Annotated in this window: 25 protein-coding genes; 11 read left to right on the forward strand and 14 right to left on the reverse strand. The window is 61.3% G+C overall.

Annotation, left to right across the window (positions count from 1 at the left end; translation table 11 throughout):
- Window positions 1-156 precede the first annotated feature (156 nt).
- A complete protein-coding gene (locus YA0848_RS19760) occupies window positions 157-501 on the forward strand; it encodes a hypothetical protein (RefSeq protein ID WP_034098564.1) in 345 nt (114 codons plus the stop codon).
- A 55-nt stretch (window positions 502-556) separates the two neighbouring features.
- Window positions 557-1465, forward strand: coding sequence for a glutaminase B (gene glsB / locus YA0848_RS19765; RefSeq protein WP_034098563.1), 909 nt, complete (start codon window positions 557-559; stop codon window positions 1463-1465).
- 1 nt (window position 1466) lies between these two features.
- Here glsB and mddA read toward each other — a convergent pair whose 3' ends face one another.
- The 5 genes from mddA to YA0848_RS19790 form a co-directional block, all read right to left on the reverse strand.
- A complete protein-coding gene (mddA, locus tag YA0848_RS19770) occupies window positions 1467-2234 on the reverse strand; it encodes a methanethiol S-methyltransferase (protein ID WP_169903165.1) in 768 nt (255 codons plus the stop codon).
- Window positions 2235-2367: 133 nt separating this feature from the next.
- Window positions 2368-3636 carry an NAD(P)/FAD-dependent oxidoreductase gene (locus YA0848_RS19775; protein ID WP_169903164.1) on the reverse strand — a complete coding sequence of 423 codons (1269 nt, stop codon included), beginning with the start codon at window positions 3634-3636 and terminating at the stop codon, window positions 2368-2370.
- Window positions 3633-4385: an amino acid ABC transporter ATP-binding protein gene (locus YA0848_RS19780; RefSeq protein ID WP_040268652.1), complete on the reverse strand. Its 753-nt coding sequence runs from the start codon at window positions 4383-4385 to the stop codon at window positions 3633-3635. The genes YA0848_RS19775 and YA0848_RS19780 overlap by 4 nt, the downstream gene beginning before the upstream one ends.
- Entirely contained in the window at window positions 4382-5050 is a 669-nt protein-coding gene (locus YA0848_RS19785) for an amino acid ABC transporter permease (protein ID WP_169903163.1), read from the reverse strand. The genes YA0848_RS19780 and YA0848_RS19785 overlap by 4 nt, the downstream gene beginning before the upstream one ends.
- Window positions 5047-5829: an ABC transporter substrate-binding protein gene (locus YA0848_RS19790; RefSeq protein ID WP_167417446.1), complete on the reverse strand. Its 783-nt coding sequence runs from the start codon at window positions 5827-5829 to the stop codon at window positions 5047-5049. Before YA0848_RS19790 ends, YA0848_RS19785 begins: the two co-directional genes overlap by 4 nt.
- 214 nt (window positions 5830-6043) lie before the next feature.
- Here YA0848_RS19790 and YA0848_RS19795 point away from each other — a divergent pair, with 214 nt between their 5' ends.
- A complete protein-coding gene (locus YA0848_RS19795; protein WP_034098552.1) occupies window positions 6044-6823 on the forward strand; it encodes an IclR family transcriptional regulator in 780 nt (259 codons plus the stop codon).
- Window positions 6824-7054: 231 nt separating this feature from the next.
- Here YA0848_RS19795 and YA0848_RS19800 read toward each other — a convergent pair whose 3' ends face one another.
- Together YA0848_RS19800 and YA0848_RS19805 are read right to left on the reverse strand one after the other, a co-directional pair.
- Window positions 7055-8299: a saccharopine dehydrogenase family protein gene (locus YA0848_RS19800; RefSeq protein WP_034098551.1), complete on the reverse strand. Its 1245-nt coding sequence runs from the start codon at window positions 8297-8299 to the stop codon at window positions 7055-7057.
- Between the two features lie 28 nt (window positions 8300-8327).
- Window positions 8328-9425, reverse strand: coding sequence for a carboxynorspermidine decarboxylase (locus YA0848_RS19805; protein ID WP_034098549.1), 1098 nt, complete (start codon window positions 9423-9425; stop codon window positions 8328-8330).
- 184 nt (window positions 9426-9609) lie between these two features.
- On the opposite strand from YA0848_RS19805, the gene YA0848_RS19810 reads away from it, so the two are divergent.
- Window positions 9610-10275, forward strand: a complete 666-nt coding sequence (locus YA0848_RS19810; protein WP_034114100.1) for a DUF2268 domain-containing putative Zn-dependent protease — start codon at window positions 9610-9612, stop codon at window positions 10273-10275.
- Between the two features lie 117 nt (window positions 10276-10392).
- On the forward strand, window positions 10393-12681 hold the full coding sequence (metE, locus tag YA0848_RS19815; protein WP_034114098.1) for a 5-methyltetrahydropteroyltriglutamate--homocysteine S-methyltransferase: 2289 nt from the start codon (window positions 10393-10395) through the stop codon (window positions 12679-12681).
- A gap of 55 nt (window positions 12682-12736) precedes the next feature.
- Here the strand turns inward: metE and YA0848_RS19820 are convergent, their stop codons facing one another.
- Window positions 12737-13891 carry a DUF1624 domain-containing protein gene (locus tag YA0848_RS19820; protein ID WP_169903162.1) on the reverse strand — a complete coding sequence of 385 codons (1155 nt, stop codon included), beginning with the start codon at window positions 13889-13891 and terminating at the stop codon, window positions 12737-12739.
- A 118-nt stretch (window positions 13892-14009) separates the two neighbouring features.
- Between YA0848_RS19820 and YA0848_RS19825 the strand changes: the two genes are divergently transcribed.
- Together YA0848_RS19825 and yfcF are read left to right on the forward strand one after the other, a co-directional pair.
- The gene (locus YA0848_RS19825; protein ID WP_052202222.1) at window positions 14010-14570 is read left to right on the forward strand and encodes a DUF924 family protein; all 561 of its coding nucleotides are present in this window, start codon (window positions 14010-14012) and stop codon (window positions 14568-14570) included.
- Window positions 14571-14665: 95 nt separating this feature from the next.
- Complete coding sequence (gene yfcF, locus YA0848_RS19830; protein WP_034114094.1) at window positions 14666-15298, forward strand: glutathione transferase; 633 nt, start codon at window positions 14666-14668, stop codon at window positions 15296-15298.
- On the opposite strand, the gene YA0848_RS19835 is transcribed toward yfcF, so the two are convergent.
- Window positions 15273-15545 carry a hypothetical protein gene (locus tag YA0848_RS19835; RefSeq protein WP_034098540.1) on the reverse strand — a complete coding sequence of 91 codons (273 nt, stop codon included), beginning with the start codon at window positions 15543-15545 and terminating at the stop codon, window positions 15273-15275. The genes yfcF and YA0848_RS19835 overlap by 26 nt on opposite strands.
- Before the next feature lie 130 nt (window positions 15546-15675).
- Here YA0848_RS19835 and YA0848_RS19840 point away from each other — a divergent pair, with 130 nt between their 5' ends.
- Together YA0848_RS19840 and YA0848_RS19845 are read left to right on the forward strand one after the other, a co-directional pair.
- Window positions 15676-16320 carry a hypothetical protein gene (locus tag YA0848_RS19840; protein ID WP_040268640.1) on the forward strand — a complete coding sequence of 215 codons (645 nt, stop codon included), beginning with the start codon at window positions 15676-15678 and terminating at the stop codon, window positions 16318-16320.
- A gap of 34 nt (window positions 16321-16354) precedes the next feature.
- A complete protein-coding gene (locus tag YA0848_RS19845) occupies window positions 16355-16696 on the forward strand; it encodes a hypothetical protein (protein ID WP_034098536.1) in 342 nt (113 codons plus the stop codon).
- A 48-nt stretch (window positions 16697-16744) separates the two neighbouring features.
- Here YA0848_RS19845 and YA0848_RS19850 read toward each other — a convergent pair whose 3' ends face one another.
- Window positions 16745-17491: a creatininase family protein gene (locus tag YA0848_RS19850; protein ID WP_034098534.1), complete on the reverse strand. Its 747-nt coding sequence runs from the start codon at window positions 17489-17491 to the stop codon at window positions 16745-16747.
- A 30-nt stretch (window positions 17492-17521) separates the two neighbouring features.
- Window positions 17522-18235, reverse strand: a complete 714-nt coding sequence (locus YA0848_RS19855; protein ID WP_034098532.1) for a murein L,D-transpeptidase catalytic domain family protein — start codon at window positions 18233-18235, stop codon at window positions 17522-17524.
- 38 nt (window positions 18236-18273) lie between these two features.
- Between YA0848_RS19855 and YA0848_RS19860 the strand changes: the two genes are divergently transcribed.
- The gene (locus YA0848_RS19860) at window positions 18274-19875 is read left to right on the forward strand and encodes a L,D-transpeptidase family protein (RefSeq protein ID WP_034098530.1); all 1602 of its coding nucleotides are present in this window, start codon (window positions 18274-18276) and stop codon (window positions 19873-19875) included.
- A 166-nt stretch (window positions 19876-20041) separates the two neighbouring features.
- Here the strand turns inward: YA0848_RS19860 and YA0848_RS19865 are convergent, their stop codons facing one another.
- The gene (locus YA0848_RS19865; RefSeq protein ID WP_034098528.1) at window positions 20042-20542 is read right to left on the reverse strand and encodes an AAA family ATPase; all 501 of its coding nucleotides are present in this window, start codon (window positions 20540-20542) and stop codon (window positions 20042-20044) included.
- Window positions 20543-20620: 78 nt separating this feature from the next.
- Between YA0848_RS19865 and dapF the strand changes: the two genes are divergently transcribed.
- Window positions 20621-21424 carry a diaminopimelate epimerase gene (gene dapF, locus YA0848_RS19870; protein ID WP_169903161.1) on the forward strand — a complete coding sequence of 268 codons (804 nt, stop codon included), beginning with the start codon at window positions 20621-20623 and terminating at the stop codon, window positions 21422-21424.
- On the opposite strand, the gene YA0848_RS19875 is transcribed toward dapF, so the two are convergent.
- Complete coding sequence (locus YA0848_RS19875) at window positions 21412-22554, reverse strand: PAS domain-containing sensor histidine kinase (RefSeq protein WP_169903160.1); 1143 nt, start codon at window positions 22552-22554, stop codon at window positions 21412-21414. The genes dapF and YA0848_RS19875 overlap by 13 nt on opposite strands.
- Window positions 22544-23359, reverse strand: coding sequence for an alpha/beta fold hydrolase (locus YA0848_RS19880; protein ID WP_047881837.1), 816 nt, complete (start codon window positions 23357-23359; stop codon window positions 22544-22546). The genes YA0848_RS19875 and YA0848_RS19880 overlap by 11 nt, the downstream gene beginning before the upstream one ends.
- Between the last annotated feature and the right edge of the window lie 16 nt (window positions 23360-23375).

Genomic DNA, 23375 nt, shown 5'->3' on the forward strand with positions numbered 1-23375 from the left:
GGCTGCGGTCGTTCTGCTGGCGATAGCCTTGGAACGCACCTATGTGGAAGGTTGCGCGAGGGTCAACCTGGCGCCTATCTAAGTTCATGGGACGGTGCAGCACCTGGGCATTTGAACTACTTTGATTGACGACCGACCCCTGCCCGGTGATGACTGATGCGTACGTTCTGGAAGCGATATGTGGCCCTGCTGGAAAACGACTTGAGTGCGCAGATTTTCGATAACGTGAAAAATCTGCTGGTGTGCGCGCTGCTGTTCGCCGCTGGCACCAATACGTTGCTCGGGCAGCAGCCGCTGTTTATCGGAGTGTTCGCCGCTAACGTAGCGGGGTGGGGGCTGATTGTGTTGTCGAGCATGCTGATGCTATTGAACGTCAGCGATGGCATCCGCCGCCTCGCTAAGTTGCGCTATCACCTGGCGCTGCAAGTGCTGTTGATCCTGGTGTATCTGGTCGTGGCCGAGCGAGTGGTAGAGATTGTGTGGGGCTTTCGCGCCCACTGAAGTATCCTGCGCGCCCCGTTTACCACTGATTCAATCCACGATGACAGGACAAGACATGCAGGCGCTGCTGGAGTCGATTCTCGACGAAGTGCGCCCTTTGATCGGCCTCGGCAAAGTCGCCGACTATATCCCCGCGCTGGCCGACGTGCCGGCCGACCAACTCGGTATCGCGGTGTACGGCAACGACGGCTCGGCTTACTGCGCCGGCGACGCCGATACGCTGTTCTCGGTGCAGAGTATTTCCAAGGTGTTCAGCCTGGTGCAGGCCATCGAACACGGCGGCGAGAGCATCTGGGAACGCCTCGGTCACGAGCCGTCGGGGCAGCCGTTCAACTCCCTGGTGCAGCTGGAATTCGAACGCGGCCGCCCGCGCAACCCATTCATCAATGCCGGCGCGTTGGTGATCTGCGACATCAACCAATCTCGCTTCGCCGTGCCAATCCTATCGATGCGCGATTTCGTGCGGCGCCTGTCCGGCAACCCGCAGATCCTGGTCAATAGCGTGGTCGCCGACTCCGAAGCCCAGCATGGCGCGCGCAACGCAGCCATGGCGTATCTGATGAAATCCTTCGGCAACTTCCACAACGACGTGGACGCGGTGCTGCACAGCTATTTCAACTATTGCGCGCTGCAAATGAGCTGCCTGGACCTGGCCAAGGCGTTCAGCTTCCTGGCCAACGAAGGCGTCAGCGCCCACAGCGGCGAACAGGTCCTCAGCGCGCGCCAGACCAAGCAAGTCAACTCGATCATGGCCACCAGCGGGCTGTATGACGAAGCGGGCAACTTTGCCTATCGCGTGGGCTTGCCGGGCAAGAGCGGTGTGGGCGGCGGGATCGTCGCGGTGGTGCCGGGGCAGTTCACGGTGTGCGTGTGGTCGCCGGAGTTGAACGCAGCGGGGAATTCGCTGGCGGGGATCAAGGCGTTGGAGTTGTTGAGTGAGCGGATTGGGTGGTCGGTGTTTTAAGTCATCCAGGGTCTTTTTTACGCGTCGCCGTCCACGGCAAAATCATGCCTACCTCCTTCTGGTAGCGGCGATAACGTTCACCGAACGTCGCCACCAGATCCCTCTCTTCAAAGCGGGCGCCAATGAAGAGATACACCGTCATCCCCAGCGCAAACAATAGATGCCCGGCGGTCATGTGTGGCGTCGCCCAGAAGGCGATCAGAAAGCCCAGGTACAAGGGATGACGTACCCGTTTGTAGAACAGCGGCGTGCTGAAGGTGGGCGTTTGTGGTGGGACGGCGCGCCAATGGTCGAGGGGCTGCTTGAGCCCGAATAGCTCGAAGTGATTGATCAGAAAAGTCGACACCAGCGCAATGCCCCAACCCAGCCAGAACAGGCCAACCAGCAGGGCCTGGGCCCATGTCGCTTCAACCTGCCATAGGTTGAACCTCATCGGTTGCCACAGCCAGAACACCATTGCGAGCACCAGGCTGCTGAGCAATACATAGGTCGAGCGTTCAATCGGCGCCGGGACGATTGCCGTCAGCCACCGCTTGAAGCGTTTGCGCGCCATGACCGAGTGCTGGATACCGAATAGCAGGATCAGCGCGCTATTGATCGACAGAGCGGCCGGCCACGCCATATACACGCCGTCGTTGATGTTTTTGGGCACGGCCAGGCTGCCAACGAAGCCGATCAGATACAAACAGGTGAACAGGAACACCCCGTAGCAGCACGCGCTGTACACCAGACCGATGACCCCGGCGATGGGTTTGTTGTTGACGTTCATGAGCGTGTTTTTCCCACAGGATTGATGGACCGCAAAACCCGCCATTCAGCCAGTCCAGGCTTAAGCCTAGCGGGTTTTGCAGACCGAGCGACCTATGAGAAATGACCGTTCTCAATGCGTTTGGAAATCGGATTCAGCTGATATTGAGCCGATCCAACAAGCTGTACCACGCCACCCCCGCACCGATGTAGAAGCGTTGCAGCCCATGCATCGGCAAGCGTTGCAGCGGCGTCACCGGGTAGGCGAACTGCGCCTGGCGGTCACACAATCGCCCGGCCAGTTGCTGGCCCAGGCTGGTACACAAGGCGATACCGCGTCCATTGCAACCCAGCGCCAAGGTCAGCCCGGGTGCCGGTTCATGTACGTGGGGCATAAAATCCCGCGTGATTGCGATCCGACCAGCCCAGCGGTACTCGAACTCCAGCGGACCCAATTGCGGAAACAGCAGCGCCAGGGAGCGTTCCAGGTGCGCGAAATCCGTGGGCGAGGTGGGGTCGTTGAACAACCCGCGCCCGCCCATCAACAAGCGCCCATGGCTGTCTTTGCGCCAATACAGCAGCAGGCGTTGCGCGGTGGAGACGGTTTCCTGCCCCGGCAAAATGGAATCGGCCGTGCGACCGCTGAGGGGCTTGGTGGCGACGATGAAGCTGTTCGCCGCCAGAATGCTCTGGGCCATGCCCGGCCACAGGTTGCCGCTGTAGCCATTGGTCGCGAGTACCACTTGATCGGCGGTCACATGGGCACCGCCAGCGGTATTTAGTAGCCAACCTGCGCCGCTGCGCTGTAACCCGGTCACCGAACTTTGGCCGTGAATCCGTGCCCCGGCCGCCAATGCCGCGCCCACCAAGCCACGGGCGTATGCCAACGGCTGAATCGCCCCGGCGCGGCCATCCAACCAGCCGCCGACGAAGGCCTGACTGCCCATGCGCGCGGTCACCGCCGCGGCATCCAGCGGTTGCACCGGCACGCCCCGGCGGGCCCACTGATCTGCTCGCGCGTGCAGGCCGGCCACGCCTTTATCGGTGTACGACACTTGCATCCAGCCTTTACGCACCGGTGCGCAATCGATGCTATGGCGCTTGATCAAATTGAATACCAGGTCCGCCGAATTCGACACCGTCGAAATCAATGGCTCGGCCCGTTCCGGCCCGTACATCTGTACCAATTGCTCCGGGTCGTATTTGAGCGTCGGGTTGACCTGCCCACCATTGCGCCCCGAAGCGCCCCAGCCCGGCTCGTGAGCCTCCAGCACACACACGCTGACCCCGCGCTCGGCCAAATGCAGGGCCGTCGACAGGCCGGTGTAGCCGGCACCGACAATCGCCACATCCACCTTCACCGATTCGCTCAACGCAGGCGTCGGCACAACCGACGGTGCCGTCGCCGACCACAATGACTTCATGACAGGCTCCGCGTGTTACCGGTGGGGTGCAGCACGCGGCGCAGGAAGTCCTGGGTGCGTGCGTGTTGCGGATTGCCCAACACCTCTTCGGCCGGGCCGCTTTCAACGATGTAACCGCCATGCAGAAAGCACACGCGGTCGGCCACTTCGCGGGCAAAACCCATCTCGTGGGTGACCACGATCATGGTCATGCCTTCGTCGGCGAGGGTGCGCATTACCGCGAGCACGTCGCCGACCAGCTCCGGATCGAGGGCCGAGGTGGGTTCGTCGAACAGCATCGCGTCGGGTTTCATCGCCAGAGCGCGGGCGATGGCGACGCGTTGCTGCTGGCCGCCGGAAAGCTCTTCCGGGTAAGCGTCGGCCTTGGCGCTCAGGCCGACTTTTTCCAGTAATACCAGTGCTTCTTCGCGCACTTGCTGCGGCGGTTCGCCCTTTACATACAGCGGGCCTTCCATAACGTTTTCCAGCACTGTGCGGTGGGGGAACAGGTTGAAGCGCTGGAACACCATGCCCATGCGGCTACGCAAGGCGTGCACGGTTTTGCTGCCCCGTTGCACGGTTTCGCCGAATACCGTGATCACGCCGCCATCGTAGGCTTCCAGCGCGTTGATGCAGCGCAGCAGGGTGGATTTGCCCGAGCCCGATGGGCCGATCAAGCAGACCACTTCGCCCTTGGCCACATCCAGGTCGACGCCGTGCAACACGCGATGGCTGCCGTAATGTTTTTGCAGTTGGCGAATCTCGATCATGCTTTTTTCCTCCGGCTCAAGTGCTGTTCCATACGGCGCAGGCCGTACACCAGCGGCAGGCTCATCAGCAGGTAGAGCAGGGCGACCAGGGTGTAGACGGTCATGTTCTGGAACGTGGACGAGGCGATCAGCTGACCCTGGCGGGTCATTTCGGCCACGGTGATGGTGGACACCAGCGACGAGTCCTTGAGCATCATCACCAGGGTGTTGCCATAAGGCGGCAGTGCGATGCGAAACGCCTGGGGTAGGATCACCCGGCGCATCATCAGTGCTGAACGCATGCCCAGGGCTTCGGCGGCTTCACGCTGGCCCTGTTCGACGGCGATGATGCCGGTGCGGAAGTTCTCCGCTTGGTACGCCGAGTAGGCGATGCCCATGCCGATCACGCCGGCGTAGAACGCCGTCAGGTGCACGCCCATGTCCGGCAGCACGAAGTAGATGTAGAACAACTGCACGATGATCGGCAGGCCCCGGATCACGTTGATGATGGTGCTCGCCGTCCATGACAGCGCACGGATCGGCGACAGCTTGAGCAACGCCAGCACCAGGCCGATGGCACTGCTGAGCAGGAACGACAGCACGGTGATCTGGATCGTCACCCAGGCGCCTTGCAGCAAAATCGGCAAGAAGTCTTGGGCGTTTTGCAGGAATTCGGCCGGGTTCATGGGCGCACCTGGGTGTCGAGCCCCCACTTCTTGAGGATGCTGTCCAGGGTGCCGTCCGCCCGGATGCTGGCGATGGCGCTGTTCAAACGTTCAAGGGTTTGTGCATCGCCTTTGCGTACCACCAGGCACACTTCGCCGACGTTCGTAGGCTGATAGTCGGGAGCCAGTTTCACACCTTTGAACAGCTTCTGACGGATCTGATAGGCCACCACCGGTTGATCGCCCACCGCAGCCTTGATGCGGCCAAGGGACAGGTCGCGGACCATCTCGCCGATAGAGTCATAGGTGCGGATCTCCTTGAAGATCCCGAGCTTGTTCAATTGGTCATAGAACACCGTGCCGGCTTGCACGCCGACCACTTGGTCTTTCAACGGCTGCAGGTCCGGGTACGCGGTGTTGTCGTCGGCGTTGACGATCAGGCCCTCACCGTAGGCGTACACCGGTGCGCTGAAATCCACCACCTTGCTGCGCTCTGCGGTCTTGAGCATGCCGGCGGAAATGAAGTCGAGCTTGCCGGCGGTAAGGGAGGGGATCAGCGCAGCGAAGTTGGTCTGCTCGATCTGGCTGGTAAAGCCGCCGGCCTTGCCGACAGCCTCGGCCACGTCGACCATCACCCCCTGGATGCTGTTGCTCTTGATGTCGAGGAAGGTGAACGGCGAACCACTGGCGGTCGCACCGACTTTGTACGTGGATGCACTTTCTGCGTGCGTCGTGGTGACGCACAGTGCGACGCAAAGACCAAAGGCGAGACGGCGGAACAAGGGCGAAAGACTGTTCATCGGGTACTCCAGAAGGAAAACGGAAAGTCAGTAGCGCAAGCGGCTGCCGATGAAACCGCAAGCTCTGTGCCATTTCGATACTAAAAAATCGCATAGCGCTGTATAAAATCGACAAAATGAACCAGCCGTATCGATATGCGATATTCAATGGTCTGTTTTCGTATTTTCAGGTAGAAATAGCCCCACGCCTGATTGACCTGACCGTGAGTTCGCCATGTCCGAAGAACGCAACAGCTTGCACAACCAATCCCTGGAAAAAGGCCTGTCGGTGCTTAAGGCATTCAGCGCCCAGCGCCGCAGCATGAGCCTCGCAGAGGTGGCCGAGGCGGCCGGGATGACCAAAAGCTCGGCCCAACGCATGGTGTTTACCCTCGAAAGCTTGGGTTACCTTCGGAAACACTCCCGCACCCGGCATTACCAACTCACCCCACGGGTATTGGAACTGGGCTTCAGTTACCTGGATGCGCATTCATTGATTGAGGTGGCCAACCCGTTTCTCTCCGAGTTGACGCGGCTGACCGGCGAAACCTCCTGCTTGACCGAACCGGCAGGCTACGACATGACCTACATCGCACGCTTCGTCAGCTCAGGCTTTGTGCCGGTGCATATGCCGATCGGCTCGCGGGTGCCGATGTATTGCACGGCGTCGGGGAGGGCGTATTTGAGCGCGCTGCCGGCGCAGGAGGCGTTGGGCCTGATCGAGCATAGCCAGCGTATTGCACACACCAGCCATACGTTGACGGATGTGGCCGCGATCATGGCATCGCTGGAACAGGTGAGGGAGCAGGGGTACGCGGTGAATACCCAGGAGTTGTTCCTCGGCGACATGACCATCGGCGCGCCCGTGTTGGGTGCCAATGGCCGCCCGGTAGCAGCGGTGCATGTGGTGGCGCCGACCAGTCGATGGAGCAGGGCGGATGCGGAGCGGCAGTTGGCGCCCGCGCTGTTGCAGTGTTCGCGAGCATTGAGTAATTCGGCGCGGAACCTGGAATAACCGGCAATGCAGATGCGGGAGGGGGCGTGCCCTAAAGCCTGTCAGTTAAGACTCAGTGAGTGATTTTCCGTCCTTGCTGAGTACGCCGTATGATCCAGCCCAGGCAATGATTATCAAAGGTGGGAGGGGGCTTGCCCCCGATGGCAGTGTGTCAGCCAACCCATCTTTGCTGATCCCACCGCTATCGGGGGCAAGCCCCCTCCCACATTGCGTTCGGTCCGCTATCGCCTATCAGGCCATTGCATCCCAGGCCCGATCACCGTGCTCGTCTTTGATCCGAGTCGGCAAGCCCATCACATCCAGCGCCTTCAGGAACGGTTCGGCCGGCAGTTCCTCGACGTTGGCCATGCGTTGCACGTCCCATTCGCCACGGGCTACCAGCAGCGCGGCGGCTACCGGTGGTACCCCGGCGGTGTAGGAGATGCCCTGGCTGTCGGTTTCGGCGAAGGCTTCTTCGTGGTCGGCGACGTTGTAGATGAAGACCTCACGCGGCTGGCCGTCCTTGGTGCCTTTGACCAGGTCGCCGATGCAGGTCTTGCCGGTGTAGCCAGGGGCGAGCGAAGACGGGTCGGGCAGCACGGCCTTGACCACCTTCAACGGCACCACTTCCAGGCCTTCGGCGGTGGTGACCGGTTTTTCGGAGAGCAGGCCGAGGTTGTTCAGCACGGTGAACACGTTGATGTAGTGCTCGCCGAAGCTCATCCAGAAACGCACGTTGGGCACGTCGAGGTTCTTCGACAGCGAGTGCACTTCATCGTGGCCGGTCAGGTACAGATTCTGCGAACCGACCACAGGCAGGTCGTCGGTGCGTTTGACTTCGAACATGGTGTTGCTGGTCCACTGGCTGTTCTGCCAGCTCCACACCTGTCCGGTGAATTCGCGGAAGTTGATTTCCGGGTCGAAATTGGTGGCGAAGTACTTGCCATGGGAGCCGGCATTGACGTCAAGGATGTCGATCGAATCAATGCGGTCGAAATGCTGTTGCTGCGCCAGCGCGGCATACGCGTTGACGACACCCGGGTCGAAGCCCACGCCGAGAATGGCGGTGATGTTCTTCTGTTGGCACTCTTGCAGGTGGTTCCATTCGTAGTTGCCGTACCACGGCGGGGTCTCGCAGACCTTGCCCGGCTCTTCGTGGATGGCGGTGTCGAGGTACGCTACGCCCGTGTCGATGCAGGCACGCAGGACCGACATGTTGAGGAACGCGGAACCGACGTTGATGACGATCTGCGATTCGGTCTCGCGGATCAGGGCCTTGGTCGCTTCCACGTCCAGGGCGTTCAGCGCGAAGGCTTGGATATCGGCGGGAACCTTGAGGCTACCCTTGGCCTTGACGCTGTCGATGATGGCCTGGCATTTGGAGATGTTGCGCGACGCGATAGCAATACGACCGAGTTCGTCGTTGTGCTGCGCGCACTTGTGGGCCACCACCTTGGCGACACCTCCTGCACCAATGATAAGAACGTTCTTTTTCAATTGCTTTATCTCTCCTTTATCCGCCAGCTTACGAAAGGCTGGACAGGTAGTCGTCGTAACCAAATTCACGAACCACCTCGACTGTACCGTCGAGTTGTTTCACTACGATGGACGGCATTTTCAGGCCGTTGAACCAGTTTTTCTTGACCATGGTGTAGCCCGCGGTGTCGATGAACGACAGCCGATCGCCGATGGCCAGCGGACGATCGAATTGATATTCGCCGAAGATATCCCCGGCCAGGCAGGATTTGCCGCACACCATGTAGGTGTGTTCGCCTTCGCTTGGCGCCAGCTTGGCGTTCAGACGGTAGATCAGCAGGTCCAGCAGGTGGGCTTCGATGGAGCTGTCCACGACGGCGAGGTGTTTGCCGTTGTAGAGGGTGTCGAGCACGGTGACTTCCAGGGACGCACTGTTGGTGATCGCCGCTTCACCCGGTTCCAGGTAGACCTGCACGCCGTACTTCTCGGAGAACGCCTTCAAGCGTGCGCAGAATGCGTCCAGCGCATAGCCTTCGCCGGTGAAGTGGATGCCGCCGCCGAGGCTGACCCACTTGACCTTGTGCAGCAGCGCGCCGAAGCGTTCTTCGATAGTGCCGAGCATCTTGTCGAACAGGCTGAAATCGCCGTTCTCACAGTTGTTGTGGAACATGAAGCCGCTGATCTGCTCGATCACGCCTTCGATCTTCACCGGGTCCCATTCGCCCAGGCGGCTGAACGGACGCGCCGGGTCGGCCAGCAGGTAGTCGGAGCTGCTCACCTGCGGGTTGACTCGCAGGCCGCGGGTCTTGCCTTCGGAACGTTCGGCAAAACGCTGCAACTGGCTGATGGAGTTGAAGATGATCTTGTCGCAGTTCTCCAGCATCTCTTCGATTTCATCGTCGGCCCAGGCCACGCTGTAGGCGTGCGCCTCACCTTCGAACTTCTGGCGGCCGAGCTTCAACTCATACAGCGACGACGACGTGGTGCCGTCCATGTATTGCTGCATCAGGTCGAACACCGACCAGGTCGCAAAGCACTTGAGCGCCAACAGCGCCTTGGCGCCGGACTGCTCGCGCACGTAGGCGATCTTCTGCATGTTGACCAGAAGCTTCTGTTTATCGATGAGGTAGTACGGCGTTTTGATCATTTTTCAGAGCCTGCGGCGGTGCCTGCCAAAAAAGGACACGCATTGTGCCCGCACTTGGAACAGATCGAAAGGTTAGTGGGCGGATTTTGCCGGCCCCGTTTAATCTGGCCTGCCAATATGACAGGCCGTCAGTATGATGGCCCCCTTCGATGATGGAACCGATGCAGGACGACGAGAGGTGAGAATGGATGCATGGACATTGCACTGGCTGGAGGCCTCGGGCCCCTTGGCCGAGTGTCGCCGCGAGGTGAGCGCGGCATTCGAAAGTGCTTACCGCGCGATTGCCGGCTGGATGCCGCCGCCGCGACTCGACGTACTGATCCAGCGTCTGCCCGGCGAAACCCTTACCGAACTGGGTCTGGTCGGACGGGCCTACCGCAGCACGATGTTCTCCATGACCCTGGACCCCGACAACCCGCACTTTGCCGACAGCCTCCACAACGGCGCGCTGCAACGTCACATTGTGCACGAGGTGCATCACTGCCTGCGCATGGCCGGTCCCGGCTACGGCTGGACATTGGGAGAAGCGCTGGTCAGCGAAGGGCTGGCGGGACAGTTCGTGGCGCATCTGCTCGGCAGTGCAGCGGAACCCTGGGAGCGGGCGTTCAGCCTTGAAGCGCTGCAAACCGCGCCTGTGCCCATGGGTGAACTTGAGGCGCGGTATTACGACCATAGCGCCTGGTTTTTCGGCACTGGCGACAAGCCTCGGTGGTTGGGGTATGCGTTGGGGTATCAGATGGTCGGGCGTTGGCTGGCCTCGGTTGGCGAGCCAGGCGTGGAGGCGTGGCTTAATGTTTCGGCGCAAGAGGTGATGGCGGTAGGGCTTAAGGAAGGCTTGCTGCGTTGCTAATGGCCAATATCTGATCATGAGCTATATTCGTGATCATCTAGAATAAAATGAGTTTGTTTCACGATCAGTGTCTGCCGACAATGCCTGCCATTACTTACGGCATTGGAGTTGCACGTCATGGCAGTCGCACATTCCCTCGGGTTTCCACGCATTGGACGCGATCGTGAATTGAAAAAAGCCCAGGAAGCATTCTGGAAGGGCGAACTCGACGAGGCCGGCCTGCTTGCCGTTGGCCGCGACCTGCGCAAGGCCCATTGGGATGTGCAGAAACAGGCGGGCATCGAGCTGTTGCCGGCCGGCGATTTTGCCTGGTACGACCAGGTGCTGACCCACTCGCTGATGTTCGGCGTGATCCCCGAGCGCTTTCGCCCAGCCGATGGCCAGGCCACGCTGCATACCCTGTTCGCCATGGCCCGGGGTGTCAGCGACAGTTGCTGCGGCGGTGCCCACGCCCAGGAAATGACCAAGTGGTTCGACACCAACTACCACTACCTGGTGCCTGAGTTCAGCGCCGACCAGCACTTCCACCTTGGCTGGGATCAGTTGTTCGATGAGGTCAAGGAAGCCCGCGAGCTGGGCCACAGCGTTAAGCCAGTGATCATTGGTCCGCTGACTTACCTGTGGCTGGGCAAAGCCAAGGGCGGCGAATTCGACAAGCTCGATTTACTTGACCGCCTGTTGCCGCTGTACGGCCAGATCTTCCAGCGCCTGGCCGAGTTGGGGGTGGAGTGGGTACAGATCGACGAACCGATCCTGGTGCTCGACCTACCGCAGGCGTGGAAAAACGCTTTCGAACGCGCTTACAACCAAATCCAGCGCGACCCGCTGAAAAAACTGCTCGCCACCTACTTCGGTGGCCTGGAAGAAAACCTCGGCCTGGCCGCCAACCTGCCGGTGGACGGCCTGCACATCGACCTGGTGCGTGCGCCGGAGCAATACCCGACCATCCTCGACCGTTTGCCGGCTTACAAAGTGTTGTCCCTTGGCGTGGTCAACGGCCGCAACGTCTGGCGCTGCGACTTGGAAAAAACCCTGGCAACGTTGCAGCACGCCCACGAACGCCTTGGCGATCGGTTATGGGTGGCGCCGTCGTGCTCGTTGCTGCACAGCCCGGTGGACCTTGACCGTGAAGACCAACTCGATGCCGAGCTGAAGAGTTGGCTGGCGTTTGCGGTACAGAAATGCGCCGAAGTGGCCGTGCTGGCCCAGGCAGTCGACCAACCCGACGCCGCCAACGTACGCGCCGCGCTCGCTGAAAGCCGCGCCGTGCAGGCCGCTCGCGCGGCATCGCCACGTATCCATAAACCGGCGGTGCAGGCGCGCGTGGCGGCCATCACCGCCAGGGACAGCCAGCGCCAGTCGCCGTTTGCCCAGCGTATCGAGCAACAGCGCGCCGGCCTGAATCTACCGCTGTTTCCCACGACCACCATCGGTTCATTCCCGCAGACTGCGTCGATCCGCCTGGCGCGTCAGTCCTACAAGCAAGGCAAGTTGAGTGAGGCCGAATACGTCGAAGCCATGCACAGTGAGATTCGTCACGCCGTCGAGGTGCAGGAACACCTCGGGCTGGACGTGCTGGTACACGGCGAAGCCGAACGTAACGACATGGTTGAGTATTTTGCCGAGCAGCTGGATGGCTATGCGTTCACCCGTTTTGGCTGGGTGCAGAGCTATGGTTCGCGTTGCGTGAAACCGGCGGTGATTGTCGGCGATCTGAGCCGTCCGCACGCCATGACCGTCGAGTGGATCCGCTACGCCCAGGGCCTGACCCGCAAGGTAATGAAAGGCATGTTGACCGGCCCGGTGACCATGCTGATGTGGTCATTCCCGCGCGAAGACGTGAGCCGCGAAGCGCAGGCTCGGCAACTGGCCCTGGCGATTGGCGATGAAGTGCTGGACCTGGAAGCCGCGGGCATCCGCATCGTGCAGATTGACGAAGCGGCGTTCCGCGAAGGCTTGCCGTTGCGTCAGGCGCAGTGGCAGTCCTACCTGGACTGGGCCACCGAAGCGTTCCGCCTATGTGCCGCTGGCGTGCGCGATGAAACCCAGATCCACACGCACATGTGCTACAGCGAGTTCAACGACGTGATCGAGTCCATCGCGGCCATGGATGCCGATGTGATTACCATCGAAACCTCACGTTCGGACATGGAATTACTGGAGGCCTTCGAAGCCTTCGATTATCCCAACGAGATTGGCCCGGGCGTGTATGACATCCACTCGCCCCGCGTGCCGGATGCTTCGGAGATGGCCAACCTGTTGCGCAAGGCGGCCCGGCGCATCCCCGCCGAGCGGCTGTGGGTCAACCCCGATTGCGGCTTGAAAACGCGGGGTTGGGCGGAGACGGAGGCGGCGTTGATTCATATGGTCGCCGCCGCCCGCCAATTGCGTGCCGAGTTGGCTTGAATGGGGAGGGGGCTTGCCCCCGCCCAGATTTGTGTCAGATCAAAGGTACTTAAGCTCAAAGGTACTTAAGCCAGGCCAGGTCGCGGCGGCGATCCTTGAGCCTGGCGAACCAGCGCACGGGCGGGTAGAGCGCCAGGGGCAACATCAACGCCAGCAGCCACACTGCACCCACAGAGTCGAAGCCGAAGTAGTTGCCATGGTTGAGGCCGAACAGCGCAACACAGGCGATATACAGCACCTTCAGCACATAAAGATGCAGCAGGTAAAAGAACATCGGCACCGAACCCATCACCGCCAACACCCCGATCCAGCGTCGAGGCCCGGCGCGTTCAAATGCCAGTAACAGCAGCAGACCCATGCCCAGGGTCAACGCCAGAAACAACAGTGAAGGCGGATACTTGGTCACATTGAAAAAACTCATCATCGTTTGCACGCCTGCGTCATACGCCTGCCACGGCTTTTCGCCGTAGCCGTTAATGGTGCGCAACACCACAAACCCCACCAGCGCGCTCACGCCCGCCAGTAGCAGATAACGCTGACGGGTGCCGGGCGGCGTGGCATTGGCAAACCACGGTCCTAGGCCGTAACCCAGGGCAATCACACCGATCCACGGCAACACCGGGTAGGTGACGCGCAGGCGCAGGTTGTCGCTGACATCGATCCAACTGCGCTCATGCAGCATCGACCATAGGGTTTGCAGCGCCGACCCTGGCGCGAAGTGCACACCATCGAGCAGGTTGTGCCCGGCGATAAGCAGCAGCGCGAACACAATCAACAATGGGCGCGGCAACCACACCAGCGCGGCCAGGGCGAGCATGCTTACGCCGATGGCCCAGATCACCTGCAGGTAGATCACGCTGGGCGGCAGTTGGAAGGTCCAGGCGAAGTTGACCAAGGTGAATTCCAACGCCACCAGAAACAGCCCGCGCTTGAACAGAAACGCGGACACGTCGCGCCGTCCCTGGTACTTCTGACCGTACAACCACGCCGACAGCCCGGTCAGCAACACAAACACCGGCGCGCACAGGTGGGCGAGGGTACGGCTGATAAACAGCGCCGGCTCAGTGCTGTCGATGTTCATGGGGTCGCCGACCTGGCGGTGCAGTAAGAAGGTCTCGCGTACATGGTCGAGCAACATAAAAAGAATCACCAAGCCGCGCAGGGCGTCGATGGAGAGCAGGCGTTGGCGCAGGGGAGGAGCGTCGGTCATGGGCGAGGGTCGCAGGGTAGAGATAGATGGAGTGTTATCCTATAACATTCAGGTGCGCAGCGTCCTGCTTCTGATACCTTCTGCGGTATTCGCTCAACCCTCATTGGAGGCCGCCACAGTGACCCTGCATGACGCTACAGCCAGCCATACTCCCCACAGCGTTGTTGATTTTTGGAAAACCGCGGGCCCCAAACGCTGGTTCGCCAAGAACGACACCTTCGATGCCACATTCCGCGACAGGTTCTACGCGACCCATCTGCAAGCCGCCCGTCGCGAGCTGGAGGGCTGGCTCGATTCAGCGGAAGGTGCGCTGGCCTTGCTGATTCTGCTCGATCAATTCCCGCGCAATGCCTTTCGCGGCACGGCGCATATGTTCGCCACCGACCCGCTGGCACGTCTATATGCAGAGCGTCTGCTCGACGCCGGCCTGGATCAGCAGGTCGAGCCGGCCCTGCGGGCATTCTGCTACTTGCCGTTTGAACACTCCGAAGACCCTGCCGACCAGCAACGATCCATGGACCTCAATCAGCACCTGGACGCGAGCACCTATCACTGGGCCAAGGAACACGCGCGCATCATCGAGCGCTTTGGGCGTTTCCCCCATCGCAATGCCGTGCTGGCGCGAGTCACTACCGCAGAGGAACAGACGTTCCTGGACGCAGGAGGCTTTGCCGGCTAAATGCTATTCCTGTCGGGAATGCCCCCATAAAAAGCCCGCATTGTCTTTATCGTCGCCGATCTCGTAGCGTAGGGCTTTATTTCAAGGAGATCGCCATGCACCACGAACCGCTGCGTCTATACGTCGATTCGCTCTACACCAGTCCGTATGCCATGTCGGTATTCGTCACCCTGCGGGAAAAAGGCCTGGCTTTCGACACCATTCCCGTGGACCTGGACGCTGCGCAGAACCAGGCAGCCGATTACACCCGATTGTCGCTGAGCCAACGGGTGCCGACCCTGGTTGAGGGTGACTTTGCATTATCGGAGTCTTCCGCGATCACGGAGTATCTGGATCAGGTCTACCCGCATACGCCGGTGTACCCGACTGACCCAAAGCAGCGGGCCAAGGCGCGCCAAGTGCAGGCATGGTTGCGCAGCGATTTACTGCCGATTCGCCAGGAGCGCTCGACGCTGGTGGTGTTTTGCGGGCAGAAGATGCCGCCGTTGTCGCCGGTGGCCGAAGCGGCCGCGGTCAAACTGATCGCGGCGGCCCAGGCGCTGCTGGCGGGTAATCCGGATTATCTATTCGGCCAGTGGTCGATTGCCGATGTAGACCTGGCAGTGATGCTCAACCGCTTGATCCTCAACGGTGACCCGATGCCTGCCGAGCTGGTGGCCTATGCGCAGCGCCAATGGCAACGCCCATCGGTACAGGCGTGGGTCAATCAGCAACGTCCGGCGCTGTAGCCGGTTCGGTCAATTGCGCGGCACGCCGGTCGAGGTCTTCCCAATCGGCCATGCCCAGCACCCGCGTGGTGTTCAAACCGCGCAGATAACCGCGCAGTTGGTGGGCGCTGGCCTGGAACCGGTCGGCGTCCACCGTCTTATCCTGCAGCACCTGCTCGTACTCGGCCAGGTAATCGGCGACCCGGTCGCGAAACTCCGGCAGGACGGCTTCGCGGATGCGGTCGAAGGTTTTCTGGTGGGGCTTCATGGAATAGTCCTTATAGTTTTATCGGTGCACTATCGGTTCAGATAATAGTCACCATCACGTAACGCAAGTTCTGTTTTTGCCGCATAAGCGCAAAATTGCCCCATCGACACGCCGTTCAGGGAAATGCGCGATGAGGACTTTAATTCAACTGTGTTCAATGTTGCTGATGCTCGGCACTGCCTTGCTCAACAACGCGGCAATCGCAGGCGATCTGCGTACAGGCCATTTGCTACCGATCGTCGCTAGCGTAGACTCTCTGCAGCCTACGCAGTCGGTGGGTGTTTTGCTAAGCGACTACACCCGCGACAACCTCAGCTACCTTGAACGCTACCACGACATGGCCTTGAATGGCGCCAAGGATGCCCTCGACTCACGCATCCGTGCGGCGTTCGTTAACAGTTCCGACCCGGAGCTGGCCATGGACTGGTTGATGCATTCGCTGCAGGGCAGTTTTGTCTCGGTCACCGTTTACGACACTCTGGACGCCTTGGTACAAGCCCATCCCGATGTGGTGGTGATGCTCGACACCCATAATCAGTTGCTCACACCGCGCAATGACCAGGTCCAAGCGCGGTTTGTGGCGCGGTTCTATGACGCCAACCTGCAATACATCGCCAAAGCCGAAGGCTCGGTGCAGCGGCAAGTGCCGTCGGTGTGGGTGCGTGACAAGGCTGCACCGGAGATTGCCGCGCAGATCGAACAGCAGCGCGATGTGCAGCTCGATGCCCTGAAGCAGTTCGATGCGTCGCTCAAGGCCCTGATTCGTGCGGGTTGATATGAACTTTTATTGTTATCGTCAGGATTTTTTCATGCGCTCTTTTTTCGTACCGGCCACGGCCTTCGCTTCTGTGTTACTGGCCGGATGCGTTTCCGCACCCAACACCCCGAGCTTGACCTTGCAGACCACCAAGGCGCCTGAAAGCTATGTGCAGTGCGTGCTGCCCAAGCTGGAAAAACACGGCATCTCCTCCACGGTCACGCAAAATTCCCGTCACGTCAAAGTGGTGTTGACCAGCAAGATTGCTGCCGACGACGTGCTGGAAGCCTACAAAGCCGGGGAGGGCGCCAAGGTGTTTTTGTATGAGCGCAAGCCGCTGGCATCGACCATTACCCCGTCGCGGCTGGAGATAGCGGCCAAGGAATGCCAATAACCCGATGACGGCGATGAGAGGGGCTTGGCCCCTCTCACCAAGGGTGATTTACGGTTTGGCTTCGTCAGCGAAGTGGCCCACCGTTTTGATCAGCCCCTGAGCAGCCAACGCCACCAACTCCCCACCTTTTTCCACCGTCGCCAGTGCCGGGTCCGAGCCCATGCGGCCATCGGGGAAGCGCGCGCGGAAGTCCAGGGCTTCGCGGATTGGCCCGGTGTTGGCAATTTGTGGCGAGTAGTCGGCCGTCTTGATTGCGTCCGGATAGGCCCATTGCGTCACCGCAATTTCCGACGGTGTGGCGTGGCTGCCATGGCCGACCGGGAACTGACGCTGGGCCAGCTCATTGACGCCCTCCAGATCCCACCAGTTCACCAGTTTCAGCGCGAACCCGGCCGGGCGCCGCGCAAAGCTGGCTTCAGCGTACAGCTCGGAAAAGGCTGCCTCGATGGTGGCGATATTGCCGCCATGGCCGTTCAAGAACAGGATCTTCTCGAAACCATGCCCGGCCAGCGAACGCACCCAGTCGCCAATCGCAGCGATAAAAGTGGAAGGGCGCAGCGAGATGGTGCCGGGAAACCCCAGGTGGTGCTGGGCCATACCGATATTGAACGTGGGGCCTATCAGCAGATCGGCGTGCCGTTGCGCCTCATGGGCGATAATTTCCGGGCACATCCAGTCGGTGCCCAGCAGGCCGGTGGGGCCGTGTTGCTCGTTGGAACCGATGGGCACCACCACCGTGCGGCTGCGCTGTAGAAACTGCTCGATCTCGATCCAGGTGGACTTATGTAGAAGCATTGAGTGCTCTCTTTAATCGGTGGGGACAGGCTAACCGCCACGGATTGTACGACTACTGGCCACCTGCTGGGGTTTGCAATTGAGGTAGGTCGAGGACTTCAACCAGCGCTGGTCGGGATACCACGAAAACATGAACTGCCCGTCCTTGAGCTTGTCCACCACTTGACGCGCCACTTGCGGGCGGACGGCCGGGCAACCCTGGCTGCGACCGATACGGCCTTCGCGCTTGCTCCACAGCGGGCTGACGTAGTCGGCGGCATGAATCACAATGGCGCGGTCGCGGGCTGAGTCATTGAAGCCTGGCTCCAGGCCATCCATGCGCAGCGAATAGCCGTGGGTGCCCAGGTAACTCTCCTGGGTGCGGAACAGGCCCAGGCTGGATTGATGGCTGCCTTCAAGGTTGGAGAACTGCGTAGCGAAGTTTTCCCCGGACTTGGCGCCGTGGGCCACCAAGTCGCGCAGCAGCAGGGTTTTCTTGCGCAGGTCGAAGATCCACAGGCGACGGGCGGTCGAAGGTTGGGAATAATCGATCACAGCCAGGCGCTCGGAACGTTCTTCGCCATTATTGACCGCACATTGCACGGCGTTCAGGGCGCTTTTGAGCACAGTGGGATTGAGTTCTGGAGCCGAGCGCGCCAGGCTGCTATACAAGGAAGGAACGTTGCCGTCGGCGGCGAGCACAGATGTACTCAACACAGCCAGGCTTGCGGTGATCAGGCCGAGGCGGCACATAAAAGTCAGCATCTACAGTACTTCCCCCACTGTGGATTGGAGCTAAGGCATTGTTCAAAAAACACGCATGTTACTTGAGCATTTGCTTGCTCGTTGCACCACTGGTCGCCACGGCCGAAGCGCTGCCCGTTGAACCCTTGCCGGTGACCACGCCGGCGCCGATCGACCTGGCCCCCGTGCAACAGGCGCTGGCGCAGTTGCCCAGTGTCTGCCCTGGCCTGGCGCCGCAGATCGACGCCGCCGCGCAACTGCGTCTGCAAGCCTTTTATCAGCAGCAGGGCGATGTCGCGTTGTGGTCCGACGAAGCCCGTCGCCAAGCCTTGCATGCCCAACTGCAATTGCTCGCCGATGACGGCCTGGACCCTTCCCACTATAGCCTGCCAACCGTAGATGCCACGGCCAACGTGCTGTGCAGCGATATCGACAGCAGCCGCCACTATCTGCAAGCCCTGCAGGATTTGCACTACGGGCGCTTGCAGCAATCGCGCTTCGAGCCGCTGTGGCACGCGCAGCCGCCGAGCGGCGATCCGAATGCCGAGGTGTTGGCCTTCGCTGCATTGGGCCTGCACGACATGGCGCAAGCCTTCGACCAGGCGCGCCCCAGCGCCGACCTCTACCGCAGCCTGCGCAATGCCTACGCCAGCGTGCGTCAGCAACCCTTGCCCCATTGGGACCCGGTGGGCAGCGGCCCGTTGTTGCGCCCTGGCATGGAAGACGCGCGAGTACCGGAGCTGGCACGGCGTCTCTTTAGTGGCGGCTACCTGGCCGCTGAACCCAAGGGAGGCGGCAAGCAGTACCGCGCGGAACTGGTAGACGCGGTCAAAGCCTTTCAGCTCAGCCATTCATTGCAGGCCGATGGCGTGATCGGCGCCGGCACGGTGGCCGAACTCAATATCAGCCCGGCGGTACGGCGCGAGCAGTTGCGCATCAACCTCGAACGCTTCCGCTGGCTGGCCCAGGACCTGGAACCCGAAGGCGTGCTGGTCAACGTCGCCGCCGCGCAACTGAGCGTGTACCAGAGCGGCATTCCCGTATGGCAAACCCGTCTGCAAGTGGGGCGCGCCGAACGCCAGACACCGTTGCTCAAGTCGCGCATCACCCGCCTGACCCTCAACCCCACGTGGACCATCCCGCCCACCATCATGCGCGAGGACAAGCTCCCGGCCATTCGCCTCAACCCCGAATACCTGCGCCAGCAGAACCTGCAAGTGCTCGATGCCGAAGGCCACCCGCTGGCGCCTGAACAAATCGACTGGGCGCGCCCCGGCAATATCTTGCTGCGCCAGGAAGCCGGCCCGCGCAATCCGCTGGGCAAAATCGTGATGCGCTTTCCCAATCCCTACTCGGTGTACCTGCACGACACCCCCAGCCAGCCGCTGTTCACCAAGGGCCCGCGCGCGTTCAGCTCCGGCTGCGTGCGGGTTGAACAACCGTTGCTGCTGCGCGACCTGCTGGTCAGTCCTGCCGAGCGCGCTCGCACCGACGAACTGCTGGCCACCGGCGTGACCCACGAATTCCGCCTGGCCACTCCCGTGCCGGTGCTGTTGAGTTACTGGACCGTGGAAGTGGATCGTCAAGGCGGGCTGGTGTACGCGCCGGATATCTACGGGCGCGACCCGGTGCTGATGAAGGCGATGGGCAGCGTGCTCTGATACAGGGCTGCTTCGCGCCCTAGCGCGGGCGGTGCGACGATTCCACAAGCCCGCTCACCACCTAAAAGCTCACGGCAAAAGCGTGCTTAGGGTGGCTTTATGGGGTGAGCGGACTTGCCCCGCGCTGGGTGGCGCAGCAGCCCCAAAAACACCAGCGCGATTCCACTTATCGCCCCAGATGAGCGAGCAGCCTTTCAACCGCCTCGGCTGCCGATAGGTTCGCCGTGTCGACGCTCAATGGCGCCTGCGCCCAGGCTTCGTACTCATGGGCCATCACCGACCGCCAGGTGGGTGGCGTCAGGCCGGGGATATCCCCCGTACGGCATTCAACCCGGCGTTGATGTTCTTGTCGGTCAGAGCAAATCACCTCTACGTCCACTAACTCCACGCCCGCCGCCAGGGCCACCGTTTGCCAAGCGGCGCGGCTTTCCCGCACGGGGTTGACACCGTCTGCGATCACACAATGGCCCAAGCGCAGATTGCTCAACGCCACGGCATTGGCCACACCGTAACCGCTGCTGCCCACATCGCCCGCCAGCACCCCGGCATCGCGAATGGCCTGCTCGATCACATCGATCCGCAGGTAAACCGCGCTGAGCCGCCGCGCCAGTTCATAGGCCAGGGTGGTCTTGCCGGTGCCGGGCAATCCGCTGAAGACAATAAGCATGGTTCGGTCCTTCGATAGGCCAGGGTGCGGCTTCAGGGTATCCTCAGGTTCCCTCTGCGGTCGACCTCAGGACAGCCCGTGACTCTACCTTTCGTGAAAATGCACGCCCTGGGTGATGACTTCATCATCATCGACCGTCGGGGTCTGGACGACCCCATTACCGCTCAGATCGCTCGGCGTCTGGGCAATCGTCATACCGGCATCGGCTTCAATCAACTGGCCGTGGTGCTGGACTGCGATGACGCCGCCGCACGCGTCAAATTCTGGAATGCCAATGGCACGGCCTTGCAAGCCTGCGGCAGTGCGACGCGAGGGGTGGCCGACCGTTTGATGCATGAAGCCGGGAGTGACTCGATTGTGCTGCGGACCGATCGCGGCTTGCTCACTTGCACCCGTGAGGCAGGGCGGCGGGTGTCGGTAAGCATGGGGCCGCCATCGCTGGAGTGGGCAGCGGTACCGTTGGCCGAAGCCCTGGACACCCTTGACTTACCGCTCGAAGGGCGCCCGGCGGCGTGCAGCATGGGCAACCCGCATTGCACGTTTTTCGTGGCGGATATCCTCGCCGTCGACCCGGCCGTTACGGGCCCGGAGCTGGAGCAGCATCCATTATTCCCGGCGGGAACCAACGTACATTTCGTCCAGGTGCTCAACCGTGGCCACATCCGCCTGCGTATCTGGGAGCGCGGCGGCGGCGTGCCGTTGGGCTCGGGAACGTGTTGTTGTGCGGCAGTGGTCAATGGTATCCGCCGTGGTTTGCTGGACAGCAGAGTGCAGGTGCAATGCGATGGCGGCACGGTCAGCGTCGATTGGGACGGGCGAGGCTCAGTGGTTTTGACCGGCAGTGTCGAGCCGGTCATGCAGGGCAACGCCTACGTGTTCTGAAACGTCACCGTAAACTCAGTGCCGGCGGTCGCGCAGGAATTTACCGTCACATCGCCGCCATGCACCTTGGCCAATTCGCGCACGATGTACAAACCCAAGCCTACGCTGCGCACATCGCTGCCTTGGTCGGTGCCGCGGGTCATGGGTTCGAACAGCCCGGCCAGCAAGGCTTGAGGGATCGGCGCGCCGTGGTTATGCACGGATACCGCGCCTGCACCATTGTCCAGGCGCGAGGTGATGGTGATGGGCTGCTGTAGATCGCCATAGGCCACGCTGTTGGCCACCAGGTTGCCGATGATCTGCTGCACGCGGTCGGCGTCCAGGCACGTCTCGCCAGCGCCTTCGGTGCAATGCACCAGGGTGGCCTTGGGGAAGGCCACACGCAGTTCATCCACCGCGCGATGAATCACGTTGTGCAGGTCCAGTGGTGCGGCTTTGATCACGATGCCTTGGCCGACCCGCGCCTGGGTGAAATCCAGCAGGTCGGCGATCATGCGCTGGGCGCGTTCCGAGGATTGGCCGATATGCCCCAACAGTTGGCGCTCCTTGGCGGTGCGCTCGTTGCGGCTGAGAAAGTCCGAGGCCATGCGAATGGCGGTCAGCGGGTTTTTCAGGTCGTGGCTGACGATCGCCATCATCTGTTCGGCGAACACCGCACGTCGCTGGGAGATAGCGTAGGCCTGCTTCAGCTCCGCCTGGGCATTCTGCAAGGCCAGCTCGGTGGAGGTTTTTTCCTGCAGCAGCGCTTCGGCCAGGTTGCGGGCGTTCAGCAGTTCGCGTTCGTATTTGTCGCGGTCGGTGGTGCCGAACAGCGCCAGGTCGTAGACCACCTCATCGGCCTGCTGGCGTTTATTGCCGTTGAGCAGCACAGTCACCTTGTGGCCATCGCGGTGCAGGATGTCCAGTTTCACTTCGGTGACGCTGCCGTGCATGCGCAGCATAGGGGCCAGATGGGTCTGGTGGAAAATTCGCCCACCCATGGTCAGCAGGTCCTGGAACCTGCGCGTGCACAGCTCGGCAATACTGAACCCCAGCCAATCGCCGAACCGCGCATTGGCCTTGAGGATCGTGCCGTCTTCGCCGGTAACGGCCAGGGCACACGCGGCGCTGTCGAATAATTCAGCCGGCACGGGTGGCCGTCCACGGCGCCAGGAAACCCTGCATGGCCGCCGCGCACGCTTGGGGGGCGCTCATATGCGGGCAGTGGCCGACGTTGTCCACCAGGCAGTACGTGCTGTTGGGCATCACGCTGTGCAGGTACTTGCCCACTGCCACCGGGGCGATCAGGTCGTCGCTCGATTGCAGGATCAACACCGGGGTGGTCAGGCCGATCACGTCCTGGCGGTTGTCCGAGGTAAACGTCACCCGTGCGAAGTGCTTGGCGATATCCGGCTCGGTGCGGCAAAAGCTGTCGGCCAGGGTGTCGCTGAGTGCCGGTTGCCCCGGCGCGCCCATGATCACCGGGGCCATGGCGCTGGACCAGCCCAGGTAGTTACTGTCGAGGGTGTCGAGCAGCTCATCGATATCGCTGCGCTTGAAACCGCCCACGTAACCGTCCGTATCGATATAGCGCGGCGACGGGCCGATCATCACATGGGCCGCGATACGCCCTGGCGCCAGGCGGTCGGCGAGGGTGCCGATCATCGCACTGACCGAGTGCCCAACCAGAATCACCGGGCCTTGGGCATAGGCGGCGATAATCTCGTTCAAGTCGTGGGCGTAGCCGTCCAGCGTGCCGTACTTGGTCTTGTCGAACGCGCTCAGGTCCGACAGGCCCGCGCCCACCAAGTCATAGAGCACTACGCGAAAGTGCTCTAGAAACGGTGGCGCCAAGTCGTTCCACATGGCCTGGTTGCAGCCGAAACCGTGGGAGAACACCAGGGTCGAGGTCCCGTTGCCCATGACGTTGACGTTGTTGCGGTGACGTAGATCCATGGGCATCTCAAGATTA

This window comes from Pseudomonas sp. S4_EA_1b, from assembly GCF_016307435.1.
Lineage (GTDB): Bacteria > Pseudomonadota > Gammaproteobacteria > Pseudomonadales > Pseudomonadaceae > Aquipseudomonas > Aquipseudomonas rhodesiae.

Excerpts from the sequence above, each read along its gene's own strand:
- YA0848_RS19805 (WP_034098549.1), bottom strand. The coding sequence starts at position 9,425 with ATGATCAAAACGCCGTACTACCTCATCGATAAACAGAAGCTTCTGGTC.
- YA0848_RS19845 (WP_034098536.1), top strand. The coding sequence starts at position 16,355 with ATGCGCTCTTTTTTCGTACCGGCCACGGCCTTCGCTTCTGTGTTACTG.
- YA0848_RS19840 (WP_040268640.1), top strand. The coding sequence starts at position 15,676 with ATGAGGACTTTAATTCAACTGTGTTCAATGTTGCTGATGCTCGGCACT.
- YA0848_RS19835 (WP_034098540.1), bottom strand. The coding sequence starts at position 15,545 with ATGAAGCCCCACCAGAAAACCTTCGACCGCATCCGCGAAGCCGTCCTG.
- YA0848_RS19850 (WP_034098534.1), bottom strand. The coding sequence starts at position 17,491 with ATGCTTCTACATAAGTCCACCTGGATCGAGATCGAGCAGTTTCTACAG.
- yfcF (WP_034114094.1), top strand. The coding sequence starts at position 14,666 with ATGCACCACGAACCGCTGCGTCTATACGTCGATTCGCTCTACACCAGT.
- YA0848_RS19865 (WP_034098528.1), bottom strand. The coding sequence starts at position 20,542 with ATGCTTATTGTCTTCAGCGGATTGCCCGGCACCGGCAAGACCACCCTG.
- YA0848_RS19795 (WP_034098552.1), top strand. The coding sequence starts at position 6,044 with ATGTCCGAAGAACGCAACAGCTTGCACAACCAATCCCTGGAAAAAGGC.
- glsB (WP_034098563.1), top strand. The coding sequence starts at position 557 with ATGCAGGCGCTGCTGGAGTCGATTCTCGACGAAGTGCGCCCTTTGATC.
- YA0848_RS19880 (WP_047881837.1), bottom strand. The coding sequence starts at position 23,359 with ATGGATCTACGTCACCGCAACAACGTCAACGTCATGGGCAACGGGACC.
- YA0848_RS19760 (WP_034098564.1), top strand. The coding sequence starts at position 157 with ATGCGTACGTTCTGGAAGCGATATGTGGCCCTGCTGGAAAACGACTTG.
- YA0848_RS19785 (WP_169903163.1), bottom strand. The coding sequence starts at position 5,050 with ATGAACCCGGCCGAATTCCTGCAAAACGCCCAAGACTTCTTGCCGATT.
- YA0848_RS19790 (WP_167417446.1), bottom strand. The coding sequence starts at position 5,829 with ATGAACAGTCTTTCGCCCTTGTTCCGCCGTCTCGCCTTTGGTCTTTGC.
- YA0848_RS19820 (WP_169903162.1), bottom strand. The coding sequence starts at position 13,891 with ATGACCGACGCTCCTCCCCTGCGCCAACGCCTGCTCTCCATCGACGCC.
- metE (WP_034114098.1), top strand. The coding sequence starts at position 10,393 with ATGGCAGTCGCACATTCCCTCGGGTTTCCACGCATTGGACGCGATCGT.
- YA0848_RS19780 (WP_040268652.1), bottom strand. The coding sequence starts at position 4,385 with ATGATCGAGATTCGCCAACTGCAAAAACATTACGGCAGCCATCGCGTG.
- mddA (WP_169903165.1), bottom strand. The coding sequence starts at position 2,234 with ATGAACGTCAACAACAAACCCATCGCCGGGGTCATCGGTCTGGTGTAC.
- YA0848_RS19855 (WP_034098532.1), bottom strand. The coding sequence starts at position 18,235 with ATGCTGACTTTTATGTGCCGCCTCGGCCTGATCACCGCAAGCCTGGCT.
- YA0848_RS19810 (WP_034114100.1), top strand. The coding sequence starts at position 9,610 with ATGGATGCATGGACATTGCACTGGCTGGAGGCCTCGGGCCCCTTGGCC.
- YA0848_RS19775 (WP_169903164.1), bottom strand. The coding sequence starts at position 3,636 with ATGAAGTCATTGTGGTCGGCGACGGCACCGTCGGTTGTGCCGACGCCT.